At 69.6% G+C, this 26,290-nt stretch carries 19 protein-coding genes; 10 read left to right on the top strand and 9 right to left on the bottom strand.

Features of this window, described 5'->3' with window-relative positions:
• Positions 1 to 9: 9 nt before the first annotated feature.
• Together trxA and NE235_RS26180 are read left to right on the top strand one after the other, a co-directional pair.
• Positions 10 to 435, top strand: coding sequence for a thioredoxin (gene trxA / locus NE235_RS26185; RefSeq protein WP_252807588.1), 426 nt, complete (start codon positions 10 to 12; stop codon positions 433 to 435).
• Complete coding sequence (locus NE235_RS26180; RefSeq protein WP_252807586.1) at positions 419 to 2,005, top strand: FAD-dependent oxidoreductase; 1,587 nt, start codon at positions 419 to 421, stop codon at positions 2,003 to 2,005. Before trxA ends, NE235_RS26180 begins: the two co-directional genes overlap by 17 nt.
• A gap of 131 nt (positions 2,006 to 2,136) precedes the next feature.
• Here NE235_RS26180 and NE235_RS26175 read toward each other — a convergent pair whose 3' ends face one another.
• The 5 genes from NE235_RS26175 to NE235_RS26160 all read right to left on the bottom strand — a co-directional run bounded on the left by NE235_RS26175 (position 2,137) and on the right by NE235_RS26160 (position 7,297).
• The gene (locus NE235_RS26175) at positions 2,137 to 2,487 is read right to left on the bottom strand and encodes a hypothetical protein (RefSeq protein WP_252807584.1); all 351 of its coding nucleotides are present in this window, start codon (positions 2,485 to 2,487) and stop codon (positions 2,137 to 2,139) included.
• Entirely contained in the window at positions 2,468 to 5,317 is a 2,850-nt protein-coding gene (locus NE235_RS26170) for a helix-turn-helix transcriptional regulator (protein WP_252807582.1), read from the bottom strand. Before NE235_RS26170 ends, NE235_RS26175 begins: the two co-directional genes overlap by 20 nt.
• A gap of 50 nt (positions 5,318 to 5,367) precedes the next feature.
• Positions 5,368 to 5,502, bottom strand: coding sequence for a hypothetical protein (locus NE235_RS37705; protein WP_289849233.1), 135 nt, complete (start codon positions 5,500 to 5,502; stop codon positions 5,368 to 5,370).
• Between the two features lie 1,112 nt (positions 5,503 to 6,614).
• Positions 6,615 to 6,947: a hypothetical protein gene (locus NE235_RS26165; RefSeq protein ID WP_252807580.1), complete on the bottom strand. Its 333-nt coding sequence runs from the start codon at positions 6,945 to 6,947 to the stop codon at positions 6,615 to 6,617.
• Positions 6,929 to 7,297, bottom strand: coding sequence for a hypothetical protein (locus NE235_RS26160; protein WP_252807577.1), 369 nt, complete (start codon positions 7,295 to 7,297; stop codon positions 6,929 to 6,931). The genes NE235_RS26165 and NE235_RS26160 overlap by 19 nt, the downstream gene beginning before the upstream one ends.
• Positions 7,298 to 7,575: 278 nt before the next feature.
• Here NE235_RS26160 and NE235_RS26155 point away from each other — a divergent pair, with 278 nt between their 5' ends.
• Complete coding sequence (locus tag NE235_RS26155) at positions 7,576 to 9,309, top strand: serine/threonine-protein kinase (protein ID WP_252807574.1); 1,734 nt, start codon at positions 7,576 to 7,578, stop codon at positions 9,307 to 9,309.
• A gap of 59 nt (positions 9,310 to 9,368) precedes the next feature.
• Positions 9,369 to 11,336, top strand: coding sequence for an FHA domain-containing protein (locus tag NE235_RS26150; RefSeq protein ID WP_252807572.1), 1,968 nt, complete (start codon positions 9,369 to 9,371; stop codon positions 11,334 to 11,336).
• Between the two features lie 145 nt (positions 11,337 to 11,481).
• On the opposite strand, the gene NE235_RS26145 is transcribed toward NE235_RS26150, so the two are convergent.
• The 3 genes from NE235_RS26145 to NE235_RS26135 all read right to left on the bottom strand — a co-directional run bounded on the left by NE235_RS26145 (position 11,482) and on the right by NE235_RS26135 (position 13,034).
• Positions 11,482 to 12,090, bottom strand: coding sequence for an amino acid permease (locus tag NE235_RS26145; RefSeq protein WP_308206159.1), 609 nt, complete (start codon positions 12,088 to 12,090; stop codon positions 11,482 to 11,484).
• A 12-nt stretch (positions 12,091 to 12,102) separates the two neighbouring features.
• Complete coding sequence (locus NE235_RS26140; protein WP_252807570.1) at positions 12,103 to 12,270, bottom strand: hypothetical protein; 168 nt, start codon at positions 12,268 to 12,270, stop codon at positions 12,103 to 12,105.
• Between the two features lie 497 nt (positions 12,271 to 12,767).
• Positions 12,768 to 13,034: a hypothetical protein gene (locus tag NE235_RS26135; RefSeq protein ID WP_252807566.1), complete on the bottom strand. Its 267-nt coding sequence runs from the start codon at positions 13,032 to 13,034 to the stop codon at positions 12,768 to 12,770.
• A gap of 203 nt (positions 13,035 to 13,237) precedes the next feature.
• On the opposite strand from NE235_RS26135, the gene NE235_RS26130 reads away from it, so the two are divergent.
• The 5 genes from NE235_RS26130 to NE235_RS26110 all read left to right on the top strand — a co-directional run bounded on the left by NE235_RS26130 (position 13,238) and on the right by NE235_RS26110 (position 23,575).
• Complete coding sequence (locus tag NE235_RS26130) at positions 13,238 to 13,471, top strand: hypothetical protein (protein WP_252807565.1); 234 nt, start codon at positions 13,238 to 13,240, stop codon at positions 13,469 to 13,471.
• Positions 13,472 to 13,621: 150 nt separating this feature from the next.
• A complete protein-coding gene (locus tag NE235_RS26125; RefSeq protein ID WP_252807563.1) occupies positions 13,622 to 15,124 on the top strand; it encodes an acyltransferase domain-containing protein in 1,503 nt (500 codons plus the stop codon).
• Positions 15,121 to 18,321 (top strand): SDR family oxidoreductase, encoded by a 3,201-nt coding sequence (locus NE235_RS26120; protein ID WP_252807561.1) that lies wholly within the window; start codon positions 15,121 to 15,123, stop codon positions 18,319 to 18,321. The genes NE235_RS26125 and NE235_RS26120 overlap by 4 nt, the downstream gene beginning before the upstream one ends.
• Complete coding sequence (locus NE235_RS26115) at positions 18,318 to 21,167, top strand: SDR family NAD(P)-dependent oxidoreductase (RefSeq protein ID WP_252807559.1); 2,850 nt, start codon at positions 18,318 to 18,320, stop codon at positions 21,165 to 21,167. Before NE235_RS26120 ends, NE235_RS26115 begins: the two co-directional genes overlap by 4 nt.
• A 128-nt stretch (positions 21,168 to 21,295) precedes the next feature.
• Positions 21,296 to 23,575, top strand: coding sequence for a KR domain-containing protein (locus NE235_RS26110; protein WP_252807557.1), 2,280 nt, complete (start codon positions 21,296 to 21,298; stop codon positions 23,573 to 23,575).
• Positions 23,576 to 23,686: 111 nt separating this feature from the next.
• On the opposite strand, the gene NE235_RS26105 is transcribed toward NE235_RS26110, so the two are convergent.
• A complete protein-coding gene (locus NE235_RS26105; RefSeq protein WP_252807555.1) occupies positions 23,687 to 24,487 on the bottom strand; it encodes a hypothetical protein in 801 nt (266 codons plus the stop codon).
• 196 nt (positions 24,488 to 24,683) lie between these two features.
• On the opposite strand from NE235_RS26105, the gene NE235_RS26100 reads away from it, so the two are divergent.
• Positions 24,684 to 26,219, top strand: coding sequence for an ISL3 family transposase (locus tag NE235_RS26100; protein ID WP_252807553.1), 1,536 nt, complete (start codon positions 24,684 to 24,686; stop codon positions 26,217 to 26,219).
• The last annotated feature ends 71 nt before the right edge of the window (positions 26,220 to 26,290 follow it).

The following is a 26,290-nucleotide window of genomic DNA, read 5'->3' as shown; positions in this document are numbered from 1 at the left end:
GGGGCATCGATGACCGTCCAATGCCCGCACTGCGGCAAGCGCAACCGCGTGCCGGCGGTGGCCGACGGTACGCCGCGCTGCGGGAACTGCCACCGGCCGCTTCCGTGGATCGCCGACGCCGGCGATGACGACTTCGCCGACGTCGCCGAGCGCGCCTCCGTGCCCGTCGTGGTCGACCTGTGGGCGACCTGGTGCGGCCCGTGCCGCATGGTCAGCCCGGCGCTCGAACAGCTCGCCCGCGAGATGGCCGGCCGGATCAAGCTCGTGAAGGTCGACGTCGACCGGGCGCCGAAGATCCAGGAGCGGTTCGCCGTCCAGGCCGTGCCGACCCTGCTCCTCATGGGGGACGGCAAGGTGATCGATCGGCAGGCCGGCGCCGCGCCCGCTCCGGTCCTGCGCGCATGGGTGGAGAAGAGCATTGCAAGAGACACCTGACCTGCACGGCGCGTGGCCGCGGCTGGACCCCGAGAAGATTCAGCGCCTGTCCACGCACGGCGAGCGGATCCCGACCCGGCAGGGCGACGTCCTGTTCCGGCAGGGCGAGCCGGACTACGACTTCTTCGTGGTCCTGGAGGGCTCGGTCGCGATGGTCGACGCCGACGAGGTCATCCGTGTGCACGGCCCGGGTCGGTTCCTCGGCGAGCTCGGCCTGCTCACCGGGCAGGCGGCGCTGGTCGGAGCCGTGGTCGATGAGCCGGGAGCGGTCCTGCGGATCCCGGCGGAGCGCCTGCGCCTGCTGATCGCCCGGGACTCCGCGCTCGGGGACCTCGTCCTGCGTGCGTATTTCATCCGGCGCTCCCTGCTGATCGAGCTCGGTGCCGGACTGCGGATCATCGGCTCCCGGTTCTCCCCCGACACCCGCCGGCTGCGGGACTTCGCGGCGCGCAACCGGCTCCCGCACCGGTGGATCGACCTGGAACAGGACACGCAGGCCGAACAGGCGCTGCGGCGGCTGTGCGTCCGGCCCGAGGAGACCCCGCTGGTGATCCTCAACGGCGACCGGATCCTGCGCAACCCGAGCAACGCCGAGCTGGCCCGCGCGATCGGCCTGCCGACACCGGCCGCCCACGGCGACGTCGCCGACCTCGTGATCGTCGGTGCGGGGCCGGCCGGGCTGGCCGCGGCCGTCTACGGCGCGTCCGAGGGCCTGAACACGGTCGTCGTCGACGCGGTCGCCACGGGCGGCCAGGCCGGCACGTCCTCCCGCATTGAGAACTACCTGGGGTTCCCCTCTGGAATCTCCGGCGCCGAACTCGCCGAGCGTGCGGTCATCCAGGCCGAGAAGTTCGGTGCGCGGCTCGGTGTCCCCGCGGAGGCCACCGCGCTCGAGGTCGAGAACGCCGGCTACGGCGTCGCCCTCGGCGATGGCGGCCGGATCAGCGCCCGCACGGTGGTGCTCGCCACCGGCGCTCGCTACCGGTCGCTCGACGTCCCTGGCCTCGAACGGTTCGAGGGCGGCGGCGTCTACTACGCCGCCACCGAGGTCGAGGCGCTGCAGTGCGTCCGCCTGCCCGTCGCGGTCGTCGGCGGCGGCAACTCGGCCGGCCAGGCCGCTCTCTATCTCGCTGAGCGCGCGAAGCGGGTCAGGCTGTTGGTTCGGGGCGGTGACCTGGGCAAGAGCATGTCCCGCTACCTGATCGACCAGATCGAGCGCGCTCCGGGCATCGAGGTTCACCTGCGCACCGAGGTGCGCGAACTGATCGGCGACGAGACGCTGGAGGCGGTCGTCGTCGAGGACGGCCGCACCGGCGAACGGCGCGTCCACGAGGCCCGGAACCTGTTCATCTTCATAGGCGCCGACCCCTGTGTCGGCTGGCTGGCCGGCCAGGTCGAGCTGGACGGGAAAGGCTTCATCCGCACCGGCGACACGCTGCCCCTGGAGACCAGCCTGCCGGGCGTATTCGCGGTCGGCGACGTCAGGAGCGGGTCCATCAAGCGGGTCGCGTCGGCCGTGGGCGAAGGCGCGATGGCCGTCCGGCTGGTCCACGAGCGTCTCAGCGGGTGATTCGGACGGTGTGGCGGAGGCCGCCCCGCCACACGGCCTCCACCGGCGGGCTCAGGGAGGAGGCAGGGCGGGTCCGGACGCAGGCGCAGCAGGGTCGCGGTCCCGTCCCCGCCGACGATCCGGACGTCGGTCTACTTCAGCTCGTCGAGCATGCCGTGCAGGTGGGCCGCGGCGACCTCGATGTCGTCGTACTTCCGCTGCGCCGCCCGCACCTCCGCGGCGATCACGCCGCACCGGTGGGCCCTCTCGAAGTCCCCGTAGGGGAACTCGTACCTGGATTTCTCGTCCTTGGAGTAGTCGTCGTCTTCGCCGAGGTACCACCTGCCGTAATCGTCGAATCCGAACGTCTCGATGAACTCGTTCTCCTGCTGCGTGGACGGCTGGTGTTCGCTCCATTCGCCCATCTCGTCGACGGCGGCTCTCCCCTCGTCGATCAGTCTCTTCGCGTACGCGAAGGACCGCTCACTCAGCTTCACTGCCATGGCTCCCCCTAACGTGGCCAGGGAGGTGTGTGCTGACCGGTGTCGCCGCGCCGAGATGTGCGTTGGACGGCGTCCGTTGCCGGTTCTCCTCCATGACCCGCCTGGCCAGCTCGAAGCGTGAGCCGATTTCGAGCTTGCGGAAGATGTGACGGAGGTGGAAGGCGGTCGTGTGCACGCTGATGAACAGCTGGTCGGCCACCTGCCGGTTGGTCAGTCCTTGGGCGACCAACTCGGCGATCCGGCTCTCGGTGTCGGTGAGGCTGCCCCAACCCGAGACGGGGCGGTCGCCCTGTGTCCAGTGCCGACGCCGCACGCCCAGCCGGCGAAGCCGGCGGCGCACCCGAGCGGCGTCCCAGGCCGCGCCGATGCCGTCGTAGCCGGCCAGCGCCTGGTCCAGGCTGGTGATGGCCGACTGCCGTGACCCGGTGCCCCGGCTCGCGGCCAGTGCGCCGAGGTCCTCCGCCGCGGACGCGCGCGCCCACGGGTCGGCGTGGTCCAGGGACGCGCGGTCCAGCGCGCACTCGTCGCCGTCCAGCAGGCCGCGGGCGTGTTCGGCGGCCGCCGCGACGCTGGGAAAGCCCGGGTTCTCGCGGGCGAGCCGTTCCGAGGCGCCGACCACGCTCTCGGCTCGCACGCGATCGTCCAAGGCGAGTGCGGTGCGTACCAGCCAGGCCGCCGCGGTGGGATCGCTGACCAGCGCCCAGGAGTGCTCCGGCACCTGCTCGCACAGCTCCGCGAACGCCGTCGCCACGGCACCGGCACCATCGCGCGCCATCGCGATCTGGCTCGTCACGAGCGCGAAGCGGGCCTCCGCGTGTGGCGATCCGTACTGCGACAGCCCCGGCCGTACCCGGTCGACGTACCGCTGTGCGGTGTTCGGGCCCCCGGACCGCAGCGCGGCGACGGCGAGCACCGCCAGCGCGGACGACATCAGCACATGCGGGCCCGACCCGCTGGTGGCCGCCAGGCCCGCCTCGGCCTCGGCGATCGCGTCGTCGAAACGGCCCGCGGCCAGATGCAGGCGGGCGCGGAGCACGGCGGGCGCCGCCGCCCACACGAGACGTCCGCGCACCTTGATGTCGTCGCCCGCGCTCGCCATCACCGAACTTGCCTCGTCCAGCCGCCGGACGTCGGTCAGGAGCATCGCCAGGATCATCCGGGGGTGCAGGCACCAGGCGTCGATGGACGCCGCCCGGCTGACGGCCTCGCGGGCGAGCCGCAGGCCCTCGGCCAGGTCGTCCGTGTCCCACGCGGCCAACGCGAGCGTGATGAACGCTCCGGTGACGAGGGCGTCGCCGTGCTCGTCGGCGGCCTCGACGATCGCCTGCGCGTGCCGACGCGCGAGCGTACCGTCACGGGCAGCGACCTGCGCGTTGAGTAGCGCGAGTTCAGCGGCGTCGCGGAGCCGGTCCGGTAGGCCCGGTTCGGCCAGTATGGTCGCGGCGTCCACCGCGGCCTCGGCCGACCGGCCCTGCATGTGCAGGATCTCCGACCGGAGACAGCACAGGCGCGCGTGGGCGGCGGCGGTCATCGGCCGGGTGAGGGCCGATTCGGTGAAAGCGGCGGCCTCGTCCAGCCGGCCCGCCTCGATGAGCGTGCGGACGGCGGTCAGCGTGCGATCGGTTCGGGCCGGTTCGGCGGGACCGGTGAGGCGCACTACCCGCAGCGCGATGTCCACCGCGGTCTGCGGTGAGACCGGCAGGATGTCGTCGACCAGCCGGTCCAGCTCGGCGAGGCCACGGGGATCGCCCGTGCGGGCACCCTGCATCAGGTGCGCCGCGGCCGCCGTCGCAGGCCCGCCCCGGTCGAACAGGACCTCGCCGATCTGCTGGTGCAGCGCCTTCCGGATGGGAACCGGAACGGCGTCGGTGACCGCCTGCCACAGCAGGCCGTGCCGGAAGGCCAGTTCCTCGCCCGCGACGGCGAGCACGCCCGCCGACAGCGCCTCGTCGAGCTGCGGGACGATCGCGGTGGGGGTCGTGCCGAGCACCGCGGCCGCGGCGTCCGGCGAGAACGAGCGTGCCAGGACCGCGGTCACGGTCAGCAGATGGCGCGTCCGCGGACTCAACCGGTCGAGCAGATGCCGTGCCGCCGCCTGGGACCGCCGCGGCAGGCCGGCCGCGACGAGACGTGCGCTGCCGTCGCGAATCTGGATCCCATTCTCGCCGCGCAGTCCGGCGATGAGCGCGGTGAGGAGGTACGGGTTGCCGCCTGACTGGCCGGCGAGCGCCGCCAGCCGCGGGTCGGGCACGGCACCGAGCATGTCGATGACGATCCTGGTCAGCGCATCGTCGTCGAGGGGCGGCAGGGTGATCTGCCGCACGCCGTCGTATTCGAGGAGGCCGAAGAGGCGGCCGGCGGCCTTCCCCTCCTTCACCGTGCTGCGGGCCAGCAGCCACGCGACGGGCCGGCCGGCGAGCTGTGACGTCCAGGCCCGCAGCGTCGCGAGGGCCGTCGGCGTCACCAGCTGAAGGTCGTCGAGGCTGACCAGCACGGGGCCGGCTCCGGCTCGTTCGTCGAGACCGGCGCGGATCCTCTCGACCCGCCACATGTGCCGGTCCTGCTCGGCGGACGGTCCCTCGCCGTCGGCGATCACGTCCTCGCCGAGCGCCGAGAGCAGCGACTCCACGAGCGGCATCCGGTCGAGCTCGGGGGCGCCGACCGTCACCGACAAGACGCCCCGCGCGCGGGCCGTTCGCGTCGCCTCGCGGAGGAGGAGGCTCTTGCCGATGCCGGGCTCGCCCTCGACGAGCAGGACTCCAGAGCGCCCGTCCTGCGCCGCGGCCAGCAGATCGAGGACGGCGCTCCATTCGGCCGCACGGCCGCGCATCGTCACCGGCCTATGAGCATCCTCGGTGCAGTGCGTCGGAACGGTGGACATCATGGCTCCGGCAGCAGCGCGTGGTAATCCATCGGCGGCTGGTCGGCCACGCCGGCGATCTCGTCGCGGATCTCCGCCCGCCCGAGCACGCTGCCCTTGCGCTGCCTGACCTGGACGGCCTCACGGTATTCCACGATCGTTTCTCCCCCGATCAGGAGCCGGTCTCGGCGGTGTGCGCGGCGAACGCGACACACGCCCGCGAGCGTTTTTCAGGCAATCGGTCAGGGGCGGCGCGGAGACCTCGATGGCCGAGCGGCCCGCATCGGCCAGACCAGCCGATACGGCATTACTCCACCGTAGTCGCCGCCCAGCTACCCCCCATCCTGCGGTAGGTCACCCTGCGAAGGCGGCCCGCCGGGGGTACCGCGGTGGGAGTAAGCGCCACCAACGCGCACATCGGGACGGTAGAGGTGAACGTGCATGGACGACCAGCCCGTCGTCCAGCAGCGCACGTACGTCCGTGACGGACCAACCGACCAGGCGTCTTCTACGGCGCATCCAGCAACCCGACACCGTCGACGTGAATAGCTATGCAGTAGAGAGCACACCCGTGGAGGCCCCGCTGCACAAGATCGCGACAAACGAGCACCCACGGAGCACCCACAAGCCCGTAATGATCACTGAAAGATCAGTTGGACCGGAGAAACCGCTGGCCAACGACCAGATGAGTGGTAGGGCGCCTGGGACTCGAACCCAGAACCTATGGATTAAAAGTTCACAGCTCCGCAAGAGTCCCCTGCTCAACGCGCTACCGCGTCCTGTTCCACAGGGTCACTACGTGCCACTTGGTCCGCGTTCGCGATTCACTCCCCCCGTATCATCCCGACGGCGTACCGGGTGCTGCCGGGCGGTACCGCGACATACGAGCACCCACGGAGCACCCGCGTCGACCGTTGGGCTTGGATGACTATGCATCGCATCTACCTCTGAGCCCCCACGCCCGACGCCATTTCGTGATTCTGCCGGGAACCATCAGGCGGCCTAATCGAGCAGTGCGCACGCCGACCAGCGCGTGCCTGCGCGTAGGACCATCGTGATCACGGCGCTCCGTCAGCCCCCTGGAGGTCCTCCGCCCAGATCTTCACCGCACCCGTATGGGTGTCTGACCGGACGGCCGTCGCGCTTCCCACCCGTCCGCGCCTTCTACACGACGAACGGCGCGAAGCCACGGCGGCCCGGCTCCGGTCCCGTCTTGGCGACCTCGGTTACGCCTAACGGTTCGCAGGGGGTACCGACGAAGCTCCGCTTATCCGCCAGTGCCGTTGGTGGAGCGCGAAACAGCGGCCCGTGGGTGGTGCGCGTAGACCGTCTGGGCTCGCACCATATTCCGCGCGGCCGACAGCGGGGTCTGGGTTCGGCAGGCGGGGTTTTGCGGGGCGGTCATCGCGCAGGCCGGCAGCGTCAACAGGCGGAGCCGGGAGCCGTAGTTGCCGCCGAAGGCGTCGCTGAATTTCCGGTAGTCCACGCCGAGGTTAACCGGGCCGGTCCCGCCGCGTTCGGTCGCGCTGAACAGCACGCCGTTCACGCCCGCGGCCGCGGCGGTCTTACGGTCCCTCTCTGTCAGACTGTTGCGAGACATGGGACGAGCGTCGGCGGATCGTCTCGGGCATGGCCGAACTCTTCGTCGTCCCCGTTGCTGGATTCGGGGACCACTACAACGACGCCCTGGCGATCGAAATGGAAGGCGCCGGTGTGGCGCAGCGACCGCAGGAACCGGAACCAGCGCAACAGGTCCAGCCCATAGGAACGCACCGTGGCTGGGCTGCGCCCGGCCGCCTGCAAGTCACGGAAGAACGACGTCACCGCCTCGACCACCGCCCCGCTACCATCGAAAAGCCGGTACGGCTCCCACCGATCGCCGGTCACGACTAAAGACCCGGCCGCAGGAACGAGCAAGGACGCCCCACTGTACTCCTCATCGAAGTCCACGGGCATCAACCCTAGAGGAGCGAACCAGAACATGCCGCTTGATCTGCAGAAACAGCGCTTTTGATTCGGTCAACGGGTAAACGGATCCTACTGGCGTGACCGAGCGTCACCGGACCACAAGAAGTGGACCAGAGCCGACCCACATAACTGCCCGGCTCTTTTGGCCTGGCAGCCGGCCTCTGGCGCTCAGAATGATCACCGTGCGCAGAGACCGTACCGGGTGGTCCACTTGAGCGGTCGCTGTTCCCAGCAGTTAGCAGAGATAGGGAGTTGACCCCATGCACAATCAGGACGCGGCCTCGCCGGACGGCGGTGGCGAACGGCTGGTCGCCGGGCGGTACCGGTTGTTGTCCGTGCTCGGCGAGGGCGGTATGGGCACAGTGTGGCGCGCCCGCGACGAGGTGCTGCACCGCGAGGTGGCCGTCAAGGAGGTGCGTGCCTCCGCCGAACTGCCGGCGGACCGCAGCGCGCGGATGTACGCCCGGATGGAGCGGGAGGCGTGGGCGGCGGCGCGGGTTAACGCCCGTGGGGTGGTGACCATCTATGACGTGGCCACCTTCGACGGTCGGCCGTGGATCGTGATGGAACTCGTTCGCGGCCGGTCGCTGGCCGACGTGATCGGCGCCGGGGGAGCCTTGCCGCCGAAGGAGGCCGCGCACATCGGTGTCGAGGTGCTGGCAGCACTGCGCGCGGCGCACGGTGCGGGAGTGTTGCATCGTGACGTGAAGCCCGCCAACGTTCTTCTCGCCGACGACGGCCGGGTCGTGCTGACCGACTTCGGCATAGCCGCGGTGGAGGGGGACACGGCGTTGACGTTGACCGGCGAGATCCTCGGCTCGCCGGAGTACCTGGCACCGGAGCAGGCGTTGGGCCAGACGCCTGGCACCGCGTGCGACCTGTGGTCCCTGGGCGCGCTTCTCTACACGGCCGTACAGGGCCGTTCGCCGTTCCGTCGGACGACGGCTCTTGCGACGCTGCGCGCCGTCGTGGAGGACGAACTGCCTCCGCCGCACCGGGCGGGCCCGCTCACGGCGGTCATCGAGGGCCTGATGCGCAAGGATCCCGAGGAGCGGATGACGCCCGAGCAGGCCGAGCGAGAACTGCGCCTGGCCCTCCGGGAGTCGGTGGCCCCTTCGGAGGCGGACACCGCCAACGACACCGCTGTCGCCGCGACCACAGCCGGGGTCACGACCTCGGCCACGGGCGCGATGACGGCCGAGGTGATGGCGGCGGAGGAGTTGCCCACCGCCGGATCCGCACCGGGACAGACCGCACCGACGGCGGCCGATGGGGAAACGACGGCCACGGGAGTCACGGCCGGCACGACGACCGTCACCCCGACGGCGGGGAAGCCCACGCCGGAGGCGCCCGTGACCAGCGGAACGGAGACCGCGTCGGTGCCGGAGGTCGCCGCAGCGGCCCCACCGGCGCCGGTGTCGTCGTTCGGCCCCCCCAGCGGAGCGGTTAGCTTCGGATCCGTGATCGAGGCTCCCGGCGCCGGCCCCAACACTGGCGCCGCGCCCGCCCCCGCGCGGCGCAACCGCAGTACCGCGTACCTGATCGGAGCGGGAGCGGCCCTGCTGATCCTGCTCGGCGGGGGTCTGGCTTACGCGCTCGTAGGCAGGGGAGGTGACGGCGAGACGGGAAACGGCGCGAGCGCGTCGCAGCCCGTGTCGGTGACGGTGGCGGGCGGCGCGACCACCTACGACGGGAGCTGCCCTCCGGGCGACGGCCAGGCGCCCTGGTTCACCGCGACGTTCAGGACGGCCCGGCCGCCCGTCCAGTTCTCCTACCGGTGGGTCTCGGAGAACGGGTCGGTGGTCGACCGGCAGTGGCGGACGCTGTCGTTCCGGGAGGGCGAGTCGACCACCAAGCAGGAGACGGTGCGGCTGTCGACGTACGCGCAGGCGGGGACGCTGCGAAGCGCCATGGCGGTGGAGATCCGGTCGCCCTTCGACGCGAAGTCCAACTCGGTGCCCTTCTCGGTGACGTGCCGTCCGAGCAGTGGGTGAGTGACCTCGCGGCGCATCGTACATAATCCAACCACGCTGGCATCCCCTAAGGAGTTTCCGTGTTGTCGGTCATCGTGGGACGCACCGGTCCCTTCGCCGGTCAGAGCGTGGTCCTCGGCGACGCTCCGCTGACGTTCGGACGCAAGAGTGATAACGACATCATCGTCGTCAGCGTCAGCGCCTCCCGGCTGCACGCCGAGATCGTCGCGGAGAACGGCGCATACGTGCTCCACGACCGCGACAGCAGGAACGGCACGTACGTCAACGACAAGCGCGTCACCCGGCACGAGCTGACGCCCGGCGACACCATACGCATCGGCGACGAGACGTTCCTATTCGAGACGCAGGAGGCCATGCAGACGGTCATGGACCTCTCCCAGCTCGCCCTGCCTCGTGCCGACGCGGCCGTGGACCCCGGCGTGCTACGGGTGACGGTGACGGGCGGCGGTCCGGTCGGCCTCGCCTTCGCGTTGTTGCTGGAGGAGGCGCTGCCGGGACGGACCTCCATCACCGTCTACGACGGCAGATGGGTTCGTAGCGGCAGCACCGTAGCCTGGAAGGACGAGACCCACGGCAACGTCCGCCGCCAGCAGGTCGTCACCGTCCAGAGCCGGCAGTACATGGCGCTGACGGAGGAGATGCGGTCGGCTTTGTTCGGGGACGGCCAGTTCTCCGAGATGTGGCCGGTGGGCCCCGACTCCGTGGACGGGCGGCCGCCCCGCAACATCCGGATCGCCTACATCGAGGATCAGCTGCTGGAACTGGCCAAGCGTAAGCCCGCGATCCGGCTGGTGGCCAAGCGGTTCGACCCGGTAGAGCACGAACATCTCATCGCCCGCGACCACGTGCTGGTGATCTGCGAGGGTGGCCGGTCGCGCACTCGTGACCACTTCACGGACCGCTTCGGCGTGGCCGACGCCTCCATCTACTCCCTCCACGGCGAACACCTCCAGGACGTGGTTCTGGGGCTGCGGGTCAAGTCCCGGCTCTCGGACCCGATGAGCGTCCTGCTGACGGTGGCGCAGAACCGGTTCCTGCTCAATTCGCTGCGCGGCGAGGGCTTCCTGAACATGCGACTGACCCGCGAGGAGGCGCGTAACGTCATAGGCATCGACCCGGTGCGGCAGGTCTTCGAAGAGTGCATCGCGGCCCGGCCGTGCGTGATGAGCCGCCACGAGGACAACGAGTTCGTCTGCCCGACCCACGGCACGCTGTTCCTGCCCGCCCTGATGCGCAGCTCGCCGCTGTGGAAGCGGATCCAGGAGGGGCTGCGGCTGTTCGCGGTGGCCGAGGATGACCTCAGCGCGATCACGTCGTTCCGGCTGGACATGGTGCAGCGCCCGCGGTTCACCGCGCAGCTCACCCGCCCGGCCGCCGACCGCCCCGGGACATACGGCTTCCTGCTGGGTGACGCGGCCAACGCCATCCACTTCTGGCCCGGCCGCGGCCTGAACAGCGGCCTCGCCTCCGCCGTCTCCTTGGCGCTCTCCCTCAGCCGCGTCTGGCAGGGCCGCCCGCTGCGCGACGCGGACTTCATCCGCCACGAGGCGGCGATGTCGATGCTCCAGTACCGTCACAAGAGCCGCGCGTGGAACGCGATGGTCACGACGGACGAGCGAGGCGTGACCCGAGCGATCAAGGACATCATCGACCGCAGCATGGACGATACGGCAGGCCCGGCCAAGGCCGGAGTCGCCGGATCGGCCGCGCGGGCTGGCGGGGGCTCTGTGTCTCCCAGATCAGCGGAGGCGGACCTGGAGATCCTCCTGGACCGCATGCACGCCATCCGCGACCGCCTCGCGGCACGCCTTCCGGGCCTGCCCGACGACAAGGAGCTGCGGGACCACCTCTCCGCGCTGGCCCCCGCGACCCTTCGGACGCTCCAGGAGAGCGGCCCATGGGACACGCTGATCGTCAGCGGAGAGGAAGCGGACATCGACATCTTCTACCAGCAGGACGCCCCGGTATTCGTCCCCGCCACCCCCGGCGCGACCGACCAGGCCCTGGGCCCCCGCACGCCGGCCTGACGGCCAAGAGCCCGCCCTGCGACCCTCGTTATCGAGATACTCGTACTTCGCCACCAGCTGGCGGTGTTACGCCGTCAGGTCGCCTGGCCAAAGCCGTCGTGGGCCAGCGGGCGTGATCTCCGCGCTGGCCCGGCTACTCCCGAAATCACGCCGGGTCGGCCTGCTGGTCCACGCCTGGCACGCTGCTGCGCTGGCACACCGACCTTGCCCTCGCCCCGGCGTTCCAGGGCAGCAGCGCGATGACGACGGCGATGGAGCCCAGGTAGAAGACCAGGATCCGCCAGATCACGCTGTTGACGGCGCGGGTCACGGCCCGGCCCGGGTCCTGCGACTCGCCCGCCGCGATGGTGACGATCTCACTGCCCATGAACGCGAACACCACGGTGAGCAGGCCGGTGATGACCGCGCCGTACCCGTGCGGGAAGAAGCCGCCGTGCCCGGTCAGGTTGCTCATGCCGACGGCGTGCGTGCCGGGCAGCACCACGAAGATCGCGAGCAGGCCGAGCACGATGAACACCGCGATCGCGACGACCTTGATGCAGCTGAACCAGAACTCGAACTCGCCGTAGCTGCCCACCGAGAACAGGTTCGTCGCGGTGAGCAGGGTCATCAGGATGAGGGCCAGCAGCCACTGTGGCAGGGCGGGGATCCAGCCGTTCACGATCTTGGCGCCGGCCGTCGCCTCGACGGCCAGGACGACGGCCCAGAACCACCAGTACAGCCAGCCGATCGTGAAGCCGGCCCAGCGGCTGATCGCGCGGTCGGCTCACGCGACCGCCTCGGCGCGGTCGAACAGCCGTTCGGTGATCTCCTCAACGAGCGGGTCGTCAAGGTCGACGCGGCCCGGGCAGCCCTGCGGGTGGGGTCCGACGCCGATGTAGTACTCGGCTTCGGTCGGCAGACGGAGGGCGCGGGAGAACTCATCGTGCCGCATGCAGGCAGAGGGCATGACGCATCAGCTCCAAGGAACTAACGCCGCTTCGAATATAGCGCCACGGCAGCACTCTTGCACTCGATGCGCAGGCTTGACGGTCCGCGGCACTGCTGAATTGACCGTAGACACTGACTCTTGTGGTGATCTACGGTGCCGATGGGCGGAATGACTTCTGTGACCGATTCTGGTCGGGAGGTTTCCGCCCGGGTGATCTCCGCGCTGCGAACGTCCCGATCCGCAGCGCCATGCTCGAAGGAGAGAAGTGTCGAGGACGGCCGTTACGAGACTCTCTCGGTCATCTGGGAGGTCAAGCCGGCACGCCGGAGACTGCCGAGCGGCTCCCTGCCCGACATCACCAAGGATGGGTTCGATTTTTCCGAACGGGCCGGCGCGGGGCCTGTACGACGTGCCGACGCTGACCGGCTCCTGGGAACGCGCGTCCGCCGGCTGCTGGGAGAAACTCCCCGCCCCCGGTCAGGAGCCGAAGCAGCGGCCGGTCACGTTCGATCAGCGGATCGCGAAGGGCCGCGACGACGTGGTAGCGCTGCCGTCCGCTGGTCGGCATGTCCGCCCGGCTGCTGTCCGCGCAGCTCGACAAGAGCGACGAACAGGATGCGCTGTTCTCCACTGTCGAAGTGCAGAGCAAGGACGAGATCGCCCCGTACCACCGGGACCGCCGGTCCGGGGAAGAACGCCTGCGGCGGCTCGAAGGCGAGCGAGATCGGGAGCTGGAGCAGCCGGTCGCCCGGCACGCCGATCCGCAACCGCTCCTTCCACGTCGCAGTGATCTTCGTCGTAACGCAGCGAGAGGCAGTTTGAGAGTGGCCCGCTTCCCCGTACCCCCGACAGCTTTGACCACAACACGTGGCTCAGCCTCATCCAAATCTCGGACCCAATCTTCTCCATCCCGGTGCTGCATAGGGCCCGGCCGGCGCACGGCACCGGCGGCCGGGCGTGGATCGACTACATGCTGACGGAGCTGCTCGGCTGGGACGATGCCCTGGTCGGCTCCGGCCTGGATGAGCCGAACATGCACAGGGCCGAGCACGACACCACCGGCACGCCCTCTTTCGCCCTGCTCGAGCCGGGCGCAGATTTCAAGCCCGACGCCGTACTACCTGGGCGATTACGCGTAGCGGGTGCGGAGCCAGCAGTGTTGAACCTGGCCGAGGACGCTCCTTGCTCTGAACGGTGCACGTAAACCCCGACTCAAAACACAGGTCGCTGCGCCGATGGACGCCCGCCCGGCCTACTCCTACCTGCGCCGATGGTACGGATCTCCTGTCAGGTCGACGCGGCCTGGATGGCTGAATTCATCGGTTTGTAATCGTTGCGAAAGAAAGTTCGTCGAATGTTCACTGGGATGGAATCTATAATCGGTCTCTTCCCCGGCCAGGGCTCCTACCGTCCGCACCATTTGCGGGCCGCCTGGTATAGGGGAGAGGAAGCGGTCTGCACGGTCTTCGACGCCGTCGATACCGCGGCGCAGGAGATCCTCGGCAAAACCGTCACCACGACCGTATTCTCGGAGGACGCGCCAGGCCCCGACGAGCTGCTGGCGCAGGACCCCGACATTCTCCAACTCGCCGTCTTCGGGCTGTCGGCAGCCGCGTACAGGCTCCTCAAGGACCGTGGCGCGCGCATGTCCGCACTGGTCGGTCACAGTATGGGGGAGGTCACCGCGCTGGCCTGCGCAGGTGCCTGGACTCTGACGGACTCGGCCAGAATCCTGTGCCACCGCATCTCCGCTCTGCGCCAGTTCGACCACAGCGGTGGGCAGATGCTCGCGCTGTCATGCGACGAGGAAAAGGCTCGGCAGTTCATCGCCCTGGTCGCCGACCCGGATCTCCTCGTCGCCGTTCGGAACAGTGCGGGGCAGACGGTGCTCTCCGGACCGGACGCGAGCATCCGGACGGTCGCCGCCCTCGCCTCCACCATCGGGATCACCGCCATCCCGCTGCGCTCCCCCCATCCTTTCCACAACCCCCTGCTGGCTGCGGCCCGAACCGCCTTCGCCGGTGCCATCGGCGCTTACAGCCGCTATCCGTTGAACATCCCTGTCTACTCGCCGATCCTGCAGCGTTGGTATCGCGACGGTGATGACCTGGCCGCGCTGCTCGGTCTGCACCTGGTGACTCCGCTGTACTTCGATACGGCCGTGGACCGGCTCCATGAGCATGGTGCCCGCGTCTTCGTCGAGTTGGGTGCCGGCGCGGTCCTCGGCAGGCTCGTAGAGTCGAGCCATCCGGACTGTGTGGTCCTCCAGCCTCTCGATGGGCGGTACGAGGAGCGGGCTCTCGCGGACACCGTCGCCTACCTCCCCGGATCGACGGCGGCGATAGGGCGGGGTGCTCCGGCCGAGAAGCCGGCGCGGCCCGTCCTCCCGCCTCAGCCGTCGAGCCACGCTCCAACCCTGACGAACGGCGCCGCCTCGGCACAGGTCCTGGTACCGGACGCGCCCCCGGCACCCGCCGCCCCGTCGGCTCCCGCCGCAACGGCAGCACCGGCGGCATCCCGGGCACCGGCGGCGCCCCCGGCGCAGGTTCCGCCATCGGAGCCGTCCTCCTCGTCCCGGCCCGCGGAGCCGGTCGGTTCCCGCGAGGCGATCCTCTCCCGGATCCAGACGCTCTACGCCGAGGCGCTCGAATACCCGGAAGAGGTCATGACCGAGGACGCGCTTCTCGAAGCCGAACTCGGCGTGGATTCCGTCAAACAAACCCAACTGCTCGGTCAAGTACGGCAGACATTCGGGCTGGAGGCCGACAGGGGTCAGGCCCTGTCCGAAGGCGAGACGCTCGGCAAGATCGTCGACTACGTGTGGTCGCGAGTCGGCCGCGCGGAGGTGTCGGCGTGACCGATCTGTCGGGCAGAGTCGCACTGGTCACCGGTGGTGCGGGAGACGTCGGCCGGGTCGTCGTCGAACGCCTGGCCCGGCGCGGAGCCAAAGTGGCGCTGAACTGCTTCCACTCCTACCACGCGGGTAAGGAGTGGGCTGCCCGGCTCCGCGACGAGGGTCTGGACGTCGAGGCCATCCGTGGCTCGGTGGCTCGGCCCGAGCAGGTCACGTCGATGTTCGAAAAGGTCGAGTCGAGATACGGGCGACTGGACATCCTCGTCAACAACGCGGCGGCCGGCGCGTTCGCCTCGTTGTCGAACGTGACGGAACAGGACCTGGACCGCGCGTTGAACACCAACCTCAAGGGAGCGCTGTGGTGCACACGCGCCGCGCACCCGTTGATGGTCAAGGCCGGCGGTGGGGCCGTGGTCAACGTGTCGTCGATCGGCGCGCCGTACGTCCTGGACAACTATCTGGCCATCGGCACGTCGAAGGCGGCGCTGGAGGCCGCGACGCGTTACCTCGCCGTCGAGCTGGCGCCGGACCGGATCAGGGTGAACACCGCGTCCTGCAGCCTGATCGACACCGTCTCCGGGCGGTTGTTCCCCGGCTTCGACGCCATGGTGGCCAACACGATCGCCAACACGCCGCTGGGCCGGCTGGCCACCGAGGAGGACCTGGCCAACGTCATCGTCTTCCTCGCCTCACCCGAGTCCGGGTGGGTCACCGGGCAGACCATCCTCGCCGATGGCGGCATCTCTCTCGGGAACGCCGCCATGTCGGCCCCTAAGAGCTTCGCGGCCATCTCTGATGACCGCGGCAACGATGCGCAGGCGCAGGTCCACCCGCACACACTCGCAACGGAGGTGGATTCCGAACCGGCGCCCGGCCGAACGCCCGCCGGAGCCGCCGCCGCTCGGATGGCGCCCGCCGTCCCGCCGTCCGGCGACGCTCCCGTGACCTCCGCGGCGCCCACCGCCCCGGCCGCGCCGGCCGCGCCGGGCGCCGTCGTACCCGACGATTCCGATCCGGTCGCCGTCGTCGGGATGGGGCTGGCCGTTCCCGGAGCCTCCTCCCCCGAGCAGCTGTGGACCCTCCTGAACCAGGGGGCCGAACTCTTCGTCGAGCCACCGGCCGAGCGCTGGACGGTCGACGAGTACTACGACCCCGATCCGCAGGCGCCGGACAAGACCTACCAGCGCAACAGCGGCTACATATACGATTTCACCCCGCATCCCCGGCTGAGCGCCGAAATGGACGTCGACGACCCGGCGTACGACCCCACCATGGTGTGGTTGCGGCACAGCCTCTACCAGTCGCTGGAGTCGGTCGCCTCCCGCCCGGGAGATCGGTTCTCCCTGAGCGTCGGCTACACGCCGGACAGCAGCCAGAACCTCGATGAGGCCCTTGTGGTCGGCGCCGTGCGAAGGGCGCTGCGCGGCGATCTGGCCGAGGGGGTGGATCCCTCGGACGCGGCCCGCGCCGAGGAGGCGCTAGGACGGCGTTTCCGGCGCGGAGCGGCCGGGCCACAGGGGTTCACCCCCCACCGGATCGTCGCCGACGCCATGCGGGGGATTCTTCCCGATGACTCGCGAACCCACGTTCTCGACACCGCCTGCTCATCGTCGTTGTACGCGATCGACCTCGGCGTACGGGACATCGTGTCCGGCAAGGCGGACATCGCGCTATGCGGCGGGTCGCACGCCGTCATTTCCGCTACCCCCGTGTTGTTCTCCAAGCTCAAGGGGCTGTCGACGGGCGGGGTGGTGCGCTCGCTGGACAAGGGCGCCGACGGCGTGCTGTTCGCGGATGGGGCCGCACTGATCGTGCTCAAGCGGCTGTCGCGTGCCCTGGCCGACGGCGACACGGTCTACGGGACGATCGCCGGGATCGGCCTATCCGCGGACGGCAAGGGCAAGGCCATCTATGCCCCGTCCAGCGCCGGACAGAGTCTTGCGGTGCAGCGGGCGCTGGCCAAGGCCGGAGCCCGCCCCGAGGACGTGAGCTGCATCATCGCGCACGCGACCGGAACGCCGACCGGCGACGTCGCCGAGTTCGCCGCCCTGCGTTCCTGCTACGCCGGGTCCCGGCCCGTTCCGGTGACCTCCAACAAGTCACTGTTCGGCCATACCGGGTGGACCGCCGGCGTCGTCTCGGTCATCCACCTTCTCCTCGCGATGCGGTACGAAGTCATTCCGGCCCAGTACCGTTTCTCCTCGGCGCCCGACGCCTTCGAGCTGGACACGACCAACCTGGTGATCCCGGACAGGCCGGTGGCATGGCCCGCCGACCGTGCGGAGGCTCCGCGGCTGGGCGCCGTCTCGGGGTTCGGATTCGGTGGGACCGACGCCCATGTCCTGCTGCGGGAGTACCGGCCGGACGTGCCGTCGAGCGGCGGGTACGGCAGGCGTCGCGGTGATGACATCGTCATCATCGGATGGTCCGGTCGGCTTCCGGGGATGGGCGACTCCGAAGACCTCGCCCGGTGGGCCGCCGGCGGCAGCGAAGCGCCACCGCGCTCGTTCGGGGACGCCTACCCGGCCCCCCCGTTCCAGCGGTTCAGAGTGCCGCCGACGACGGTTCGTACCCTCGACCGGGCCCAGCTCATGCTCGTCGAGTGCATGCAAGACCTCGCTCCCGAGATCCATGACGCATGCCTGCGTCGGGGCGAGCGGGCGGGAGTGCTGGTGGGTCACATGGGCCTCACCCGCCATGCGCACCTGTACCACATGCGGGCTCATATGGACGCCATCGAGGAGGTTCTGACCACCTCCGGCGGTGCGGGGATGGCCAAGTTCGCCTACCGGTTGCGGTCCGCCGTCGACGATCTGCTCGCCGCTCCCACCGAGGACTCCTTTCCCGGTGAGATGCCCAACATCATCGCGTCCCGGATCTCGAACTACTTCGATCTGCGGGGTCTGAACATGACGGTCGACCTGGGCGAGGCGTCGCTGATCGAAGCGTTCGAGGTGGCCGTCGGCTATCTGGAGTTCGACGATCTGGACATCGCCCTCGTCGGGGGCGTGAACGGTAACAGCCTTCCGGAATGGGCCGATCCGATCGGCGGCATGCTGTCGTCGGAGCCCGAGGGCCGGGATGTCTCCGAGGGCGCCTTCCTGTTCGTGCTGACCAGGCGATCGGTGGCCGACCGGGACGGCCTGCCGGTGCTGGCCGTCATCGAGCGCGACAAGACCCAGGGTGGTGACGGAAGATGAGCCGATCCACATTCGGCGCCCACGATCCGACCTTCCTCGGTGGTGAAGGCGGCCGTGATCTCATCGCCTTCCTCACGGGGGACAGGCCCCGCACGGAGCTGCGGCTGCGCCCCGACGCCCGTCGCGGCGAGCGGATCCTGCGGCTCCGACGCCCCGACGCGCCGTCCGGCGGGACCGCTGAGGCGACCGACGGTCAGACCGCCGCGGACGGCTCGGCCGCACGGGAGGAGCACGATCCGGCCACAACCGTGCCCTCCTCGTATGCCCAGGAACGCCACGTGATCACGATGATGCCGACCACGCTCCCGCCGGGGACCGAGCGGGACTGGTCGTTCGAGTCCGGCGCCGTCGTCCTCACGGAGGACGCCGCACTGCTCGACGGCGCCGGCGTCCCGGAGGACGCGACGGTCATCGAGATCGACGGCGCGGTGACGGCCCGGCGCGGTGGCCGATCGACGCCGCTGGAAGAGTTGGAGAGCGGAATCGCCGAGCTGCTATCCGAGGCACGGCCGCGCCAGGTGTGCGTGGTCGTCGACCTCGGCGTCCCGCGGCCGCTCGCATCCGACACGCACCGGCTGCTCCGCCTGCACGACGCCACGTTCCTCGCCGCGCGGGAATGCGCCGCATGGATGGACGAGGACTCCTCCTTCTTCATCGTCCTGCTGCGCGGTGTCGGGGCGGAGGCGGTGCCGCATCCGTACAGCGGCCTTTTCACCGGCCTGGCCAAGGCGCTCTCGGCGGACCTGCCGGGAGTCCGCGTGCTGGCCGTTGCCCATGACGCCGACCGGCTGGCGGTCGCCATGCCGGATCTGCGGGCGGAGGCCGAGTCCGCCGAGCGTCTTCCGGCCGTGTATTACGTGGACGGCCGGCGGATCGTTCAGCACGCCGAACGTCGCCCGGCCCGTCGCGGCGCGGACCGGCTGAACGGCGATTCGGTGGTGGTGGCGGCGGGTGGCGGCCGCGGCATCGGCGCCGAGATGCTCAAGGCACTCGCCGAACGCTTCGGCCCCCGAATATACGTCCTGGGTTCCAACCCGATCGCCTCTTACGGCACCGAGGTGCTTGAGGAGGACGAGGCGTCGTTCGCGGCCCGGAAGCGGGACTTCCTGCGAGCTCGCTCCACCGGCCCGGACAGGGTGTCGGTGAAGCAGGCGAACGCCGAATGGCGCAGGATGGCGCAGGCCAGGGAGGTGCACGCCACGCTGGCAGCCCTCCAGAGGCACAGTGGTGCGGATCGCGTCACCTACATCGAGTGCGACCTGCGTGCCGCCGACGCCGTCAGTGCCGCGGTGGGGACGATCCTGGCCGCGCACGGCCAGGTGGACCTGCTACTCAACATCGCCGGGATCAACCGGGCCGCGGCGGTGCGGCAGAAGTCGCTGGCGGACTTCCAGGCGGTTCGGGATCTGAAGTTCGACACCTACACCAACCTCAAGCGTGCCTTCGCGACGTCGCCACCGAGGGAGTGGTGCAACTCCGGGTCCGCCACGGGGTTCGCCGGCCAGCGCGGCGAGACCGACTACAGCGCCGCGAACGACTTTCTGACGAGCGCCGCGATGGACGCGACGGCGAACGGCCATCGCGAATACACCATCGGCTGGAGCTTGTGGGGGGAGACGGGCCTCGCCACGGATCCGCTCATGCGATCGCAGCTGGCCGAGAACGCCGAGCTCACCCCCATGACCAGCGCCGAGGCCATCGACCACTTCCTCAACGAGCTCACTCAGGACCCGCACGTCCCGGGAACCGTGCTGTTGGGCGTCAACGAGCTGCGAATGCTCCAGAACACGCGACCGCACCAGTTCCAGCTGGTCATACGCGACCCGCTGCCACAGGACCCACCCGGCGTCGGCGGGCGGACCGGCAGGTGCTACGTCGATGACGTGGTCGACCGCTCGCCCGAGGCGCTCACCGTGCTGCGCGCCTTCGACCTGGCTCGCGACGGTTACCTGGAAGACCACCTGGTAAGCGGTCATCCGACGCTGCCCGGAATGCTCATGGTCGAGATCGGCGCCCAGGCCGCCGTCGAACTGGTCCCCCATCGCGTCCCGGTGGTGTTCGAGGACGTCCGATTCGAGCGCTTCCTGCGTGTGTACGGCACCGACGGTCAGGAGCCGAAGCGGACCACCGCCCGCCTGCTGTCGCACGATGACCGCGAATCCGTGATCGAGATCCGTATCCTCAGCGATGTCATCTCTCCCGACGGCCGCGTCCTGGTGAAGGACCGGGTACACGGATCGATGCGGGTGCACCTGCGGGACGAACCGCTGCCCGCACCGTTGTGGGAACCCTGGCCGCAGAGCGCCTCCGAACCGGTGAGCAACCCCTACTACGCCGAAGGAAGCGTCGTCAGGCTGAGCGGTACCTTCGCCTCCACCCGCGACGGTGAGCTCCACTCGCAGGGGAACCGGGCAAGGCTGGCGCTGGACCGTTCAAAGATCGACCGGTGGTTCCCCGACACGCTCGTTCCCGCGGTGTGCCTGGACGCGCTCGCCCAGGTCGGGGCCTTCGGCAAGGTCGCCAGCCGGTGGAGCCCCATCGCGGCGCCTCTGGGGATGCGGCGCATCGACGTGTACGACGGGCACACCGACAGCGCGCTGGCCCGTGCCGGCACCGCCGTGTGGTTGTACTCCGTACCGGGGCATCTCGACATCGACGTACGGGACGCCGACGCGCCGAACCGGTCGGTGGCGGCGGATGCCGACGGTCGCATGATCTGCCAGCTCAAGGACGTCAGCGCGGAGATACTCGGCTACGTCGACCAGGAGAGCGGAGAGTTCATCCGGCGGGAGCGTGTCACGGAGACGTACCCGGGCGTGCGGGAGCCGAGGGCCCAAGACAGATGAGCACAATGACCAAGCCCATGAACGGTGCGGCCGCAGGGCCTGACTTCGCGGTCTGTGAACCGTGGTCGTCCACTCATCCGTTGCAACGGTTGATGTGGGCTCCCGAACCCGTGCCGCCCGTGGATACCGTGGGCGGCTCTGCACTGGCCGGGCGCCGCGTTGTCGTGCTGGGGCAAGAGGCAACGCTGATCGACGAGGTCGTCTCGGCGTTGCGGGCGCGTGGCGCTCGGGCCGAGACGTACTCCGGGTCCTCGGCGCCGCCGGCCGCGCACGCCTGGGACGGTATCGTGGACCTGAACCTGACGGGCACGGTGTACCGGTTCGGGGACTCGTGTTGGCGTGAGCCCCTGCGCATCACCACGGCGGCGCTGCAGTCCGTGTATCCCGCCTGGGTGCGTGAGCCACGTTACGGTCACCACTTCTACCTCGCGGTGACCCATCTCGGCGGGCTCATGGGCTACGACGAGATCCCTCTTCCCCAGCCCCTCGGCGGGATCTGGGCTGGGCTCGCCAAGGGCCTCCGTTTCGAACTCCCCGCCATCGGGATCAAGGTCGTGGACCTGGACACCGCGTCCGCCCCCGCGATCGCACGGGCGGTGGAGAGCGAGTGCGCGGCCTGGGACAGAGTGGAGGTCGGATACCGTGCGGGACGGCGCCATGGCCTCACCGCGGGACCGCGGGACGTGCCCGCGCCGACCATCGACCTGGGGCCCGCAGACACCGTCCTGATCAGCGGCGGTGCCCGTGGAGTCGGCTTCGCCGTCGCCCGGGGGCTCGCCGAGTCCTTCGGCTGCCGTGTTGTCGTCACCGGCCGCGGTGAGCTCCCTACGACGGAGCCCTGGCTGTCCATGAACGGCGAGCAGTTCGCCCGCTGGAAGAAGGAACAGTTGGGACGCGCGGCCACCAGCGCGCAGTTCGGTCGCCTGCGCAAGACCCTCGCGCGCGTTGAGCACTTGCGGGAGATCGACCACAATCTGAGGGACGCCGCGCGGGCCGGCCTGCGGGTGGAGTACGCGCGGTGTGATTGCACCGACGCCGAGCAGGTGGAGGCGTTGGTCGCCTCGTTGACACCGGGCCCGTCCATGGTGGTGCACAACGCCGTGGCCGACGAATGGCGGCGCTTCGACAGGCGATCGATCGAGGAGGTGCAGCGCTCCGTGGAAGTCAAGATCGACGGTTTCGCCACCCTCCTCGGGGCGGTGACCTCCACCCCGCGACGACGTGGCGCGCTGCGGCTGGTGTGCAACGTCGGCTCGGTGTCCGGGCGGGTGGGAGGCATGGTCGGCCAGGTGGCGTACTCCGGAGCCAATGACGGGCTGGCCCGTCTGGGAATGTGGGCGCGCAACGCGATGGACGTGCCGGTGCAGACTCTGTGCTGGGCGACGTGGGACGGCCTGGGCAACGTTCCGAACCATGAGGCCGCGGCCCGCTACGGTTCGATGGTGGATCCGACCGACGGCGTACGCCGCTGGCTCGACGAGATTCGCGCCGCGCATCGCGAGGAGGTCGTCTTCCTCGGCGATCTCGGGGAGGCCATTCTCCCGACCCAGCTGGCCGGCCTACGGGACCTGCGCGGGTTCCGCGGGCTGAAGCACCTGGTGAGCCTGGAGCACTACCTCGGAGAGGTCGAGTCTTATGAGGAGTTCCGCTCGATACGCTCCTCGACCCGATTGCGCGCCGGTGCCCATCCCTGCCTGTCGGAGTTCCGGGTGGACGGACGAGACGCGCTGCCCGTCAGCGTGCTCCTGGAGTACGGCGTGGCGACCGGTCACTGGGTGGTCCCCGCAGGCCGGCCGAGACTGCACCTGACGGAGATCCGTGACATCGGCATCAGACTCGACCGGCTCACGATCGAAGGCGACCACGTATCGATCACCAAGGAGGGTCACGGGGCCTTCCGCGATGGCCGATGGCAGGTCCGCGTGGAGATCACCCGGCGGACCGGCGAGCCGGTGGCCGCCATGACCCTGGTGTACGACGACTCGCCCGCCACCATCCCCCGTGACCCACTGGGCCCACCGGGTGGGAGACCGGCCGGTGCTCCCGCACGCGGCGGTCTCGACTGGACGGGGGTGCTCTTCCCGCCCCTGCCGTGGCTGCTGGACGCCCAAGGCGGCCGCGCGGCTCGGCTCCCGCTTCGCGCACCCGCGGACCTGTGGACGAAGGTGTCGGTGCCGGATGTCAGCGTGTCGCCCGGGGCCATCGAGGCGCTGGTCCAGGCCGTGGTGGGGGAACCGGGGAACGAGCGCGCCTTCCGGCTGCGCATGGAGCGCCTCGTTCTCGGCCCGGGGGCTCGCCGTGTCCGTGAGCTCCACGCCTCTGCGGACCTCACGGAGTGGATCGGAGCCGAAGCGGCGGGGCGGCCGCCGGCGATGCTCGCCGAAGGGGTGCGTGCCGCGCTTTCGTAGAGCCGCCATACTCCCGCTCAGCGCTGATAAGGGACTTCCTCCGACCCGGCCGCCGTCCAGGGCCTGATCATCCGGAGGGCGGCCCGAGAACCCGACACCACCAACGAGCGCCTACGCGACATGGCCGACAGCGTGACCGTTGCCCGGTGCGGCAGTGGACGGCTCGGCGAAGGAATCAGTCTGCTTGATGATGCCGTCGCCGTCGTGAAGGGCGGCACGGAAGCGCCAGCCCTGCCGGGTCAAGACCGCGATCAGGTCGTCCCAGCGGTCGGGATAGATCTTCCCGGCCAGTTGCACCACTCCGTCATCGGTCAGCGTCCGCAGTGTCGCCCAGTCCGTGCTGAACTCGAACTCACCGCCGTATTCGCCGTGCCCGGCCTGCCAGCCTTCCTTGACGAACGCCCAGGCGATCTCGTCGGGGCAGGGGCCGTAACCGTCCTTGTACCGGTCACCTGGTTCGGCATGGATCCCGATGTAGACGTTGGGCACCCGGTCGAGGGTCTTCCTCAGCCAGGCCGGTATGTGCTCCGGATCGCGGGGGAAGCGGGTGATCTCCTTGGCGTAATCCTCGGGCGCGAACCCGCCGGTCTCGGGTTCACCCTCGTAGTCGAAGCCGGTCCTGTACGAGCCGTCCGCGGACAGTTCATACGTCATGGTGAACCATGTGCCCACGCCCCGCCGGTACATCGTCGCCTTCAACCGTCTGCACAGCAAGCCGATCCCGTCGGGGAGGTCCTCGACCCTGGTGTTCCCCTCCTCGTCCACGACCGACAGCGACGACATCGAGCCGCCGACCACTCCGACCCACCTGAACCTCGCCCGGGACCAGCCCGGACGCAGGGCATCGGACAATCGCCGCCTGATCTCGTCGAGTATCTCTTCCTGCTGCACAATGCTCGATCCGAACCGCATCAGGAACTCCTTCGTGCTCGTCTCTTGAGGTTGGATGCACGTTCGGCGGAAAAAGTTCTGTCCATCACATCGAGTCGTCCTCCTCGTGGGGGTGTGTCCAGTTAACGGCTCTGTCGCACTTTCGGCTCTGTCGCACACTTTCGGCTCTGTCGCACTTTCGGTGGTAACGGAAGGTGTTGCCCTGTCACGCTGAGGCATGCTTGAGATCAACCAGCTCGTCGAGGTGGTGTTTTCGGGCCTGTCCGGCCTGGTCATCGACGATGTGACGGACGAGGGCGAGCAAATCCGGGTGCGGGCCCGTAGCCCGCAGGTGCCCGTGCCGTGCCCGGGATGTGCGCTCGAGACCGCCGATGTTCATGCGTGGTGCGAACGGACCGTGGCCGATGTCCCCGTCGACGGGCGGCAGGTCGTGGTGAACGTGCGAGTGCGCCGGCTGGTCTGCCGGGACTGGCAGTGCCCCCGGCGGACCTTCCGGGAACAGGTCGCTGGGGTGCTGGAACGTCACCAAAGACGGACAGTTCGCCTGGCAGCCCAGGTCGGGGCGGTGGCCCGGGAGTTAGCAGGCCGGGCCAGTGCCCGCGTGTTCTTGGCGCTGGGAGTGCGGATCTCCCGTCACACGGCACTGCGGGCCCTGCTGCGGATCCCGCTGCCGGCGGTGGCGACGCCGCGGGTGCTGGGCGTGGATGACTTCTCACTGCGACGCTCTCAGACCTACGCGACCGTCTTGATCGACGCCGAGACCCGCCGACGGATCGACGTCCTGCCCGACCGCAGGTCCGACACCCTTACAGCCTGGCTGCGTGAGCATCCGGGCGTTCAGATCGTCTGCCGTGATGGCGCCGCCGGCTATGCCGAAGCCGTGCGCCAGGCCTTGCCCGATGCCCTTCAGGTCGGCGATCGGTGGCACATCTGGCACAACTTCGCCCAGGCCGTCGGTAAGGAAGTGGCTGTTCACAGCGGCTGCTGGGCCACCGCCTCCCGGGTGCGCAAACTCGACGGCGGACAGACCACCACCCTTGCCCGGTGGCATCAGGTCCACGACCTGCTCGATGCGGGCGTCGGCCTTCTGGAGTGCGCCCGGCGGCTGAACCTCGCCCTGAACACCGTCAAGCGTTACGCGCGGGTCGCCGAGCCCGAACAGATGCGGCGGGCGCCGCAATACCGTCCTACCCTTGTCGATCCCTACCGCGAGTACCTGCGTAAACGCCGGGCCGAAGACCCCGCGGTCCCCGTCCTTCAGCTTCTTCGTGAAATCCGGGAACGCGGCTACTGCGGCAGCCAGAACCTCCTCTACCGCTACATCACCCAAGGCCGCGTCGAGGACGACCGGCCCGCCCTCTCACCCCGCAGGCTGTCCCGGCTGCTACTCATCCGCCCGGACACCCTCAGGCCTGACCAGCAGGAACTCCTCCACAAAACCACCAACGCCTGCCCGGAAATGAGCCAGCTCGCCTCACTGGTCCGCGCCTTCGCCCCGCTCCTCACCCCCGCCGACGACAACGGGGACCGGCTGGAGGAGTGGATCGGCACCGCCGAAGAGGCTGACCTGCCGCGCCTCCACTCCTTCATCCACGGTCTACGACTCGACCAGGACGCCGTTCGTGCCGCACTGACCAGCGAATACCACAACGGCGGCACCGAGGGCGTCAACACCAAGACGAAGCTAATCAAGAGGCAGATGTACGGCCGGGCAGGCTTCCGTCTCCTGCGCCACCGGATCCTCCTCCAATAGCCTCACAATCTGTTACCGCTGAGTAGGCCCGGGGCGCGGTGCCGGGATTGCTCCCGGTCCGTTTCCCCGGA

The organism is Actinoallomurus spadix, assembly GCF_024055725.1.
Taxonomy (GTDB): domain Bacteria; phylum Actinomycetota; class Actinomycetes; order Streptosporangiales; family Streptosporangiaceae; genus Actinoallomurus; species Actinoallomurus spadix.
Note: the sequence above shows the minus strand (reverse complement) of the source record. Positions and strands in the feature narration are given on the sequence as shown.

Bases quoted from the DNA above. Each gene is read 5' to 3' on its own strand.
- NE235_RS26165 (WP_252807580.1), bottom strand. From the start codon at position 6,947: ATGTCTCGCAACAGTCTGACAGAGAGGGACCGTAAGACCGCCGCGGCC.
- NE235_RS26100 (WP_252807553.1), top strand. From the start codon at position 24,684: ATGCTTGAGATCAACCAGCTCGTCGAGGTGGTGTTTTCGGGCCTGTCC.
- NE235_RS26105 (WP_252807555.1), bottom strand. From the start codon at position 24,487: ATGCGGTTCGGATCGAGCATTGTGCAGCAGGAAGAGATACTCGACGAG.
- NE235_RS26115 (WP_252807559.1), top strand. From the start codon at position 18,318: ATGAGCCGATCCACATTCGGCGCCCACGATCCGACCTTCCTCGGTGGT.
- NE235_RS26155 (WP_252807574.1), top strand. From the start codon at position 7,576: ATGCACAATCAGGACGCGGCCTCGCCGGACGGCGGTGGCGAACGGCTG.
- trxA (WP_252807588.1), top strand. From the start codon at position 10: ATGACCGTCCAATGCCCGCACTGCGGCAAGCGCAACCGCGTGCCGGCG.
- NE235_RS26125 (WP_252807563.1), top strand. From the start codon at position 13,622: ATGTTCACTGGGATGGAATCTATAATCGGTCTCTTCCCCGGCCAGGGC.
- NE235_RS26130 (WP_252807565.1), top strand. From the start codon at position 13,238: ATGCTGACGGAGCTGCTCGGCTGGGACGATGCCCTGGTCGGCTCCGGC.
- NE235_RS26140 (WP_252807570.1), bottom strand. From the start codon at position 12,270: ATGCGGCACGATGAGTTCTCCCGCGCCCTCCGTCTGCCGACCGAAGCC.
- NE235_RS26170 (WP_252807582.1), bottom strand. From the start codon at position 5,317: ATGCGCGGCCGTGCGGCCGAATGGAGCGCCGTCCTCGATCTGCTGGCC.
- NE235_RS26175 (WP_252807584.1), bottom strand. From the start codon at position 2,487: ATGGCAGTGAAGCTGAGTGAGCGGTCCTTCGCGTACGCGAAGAGACTG.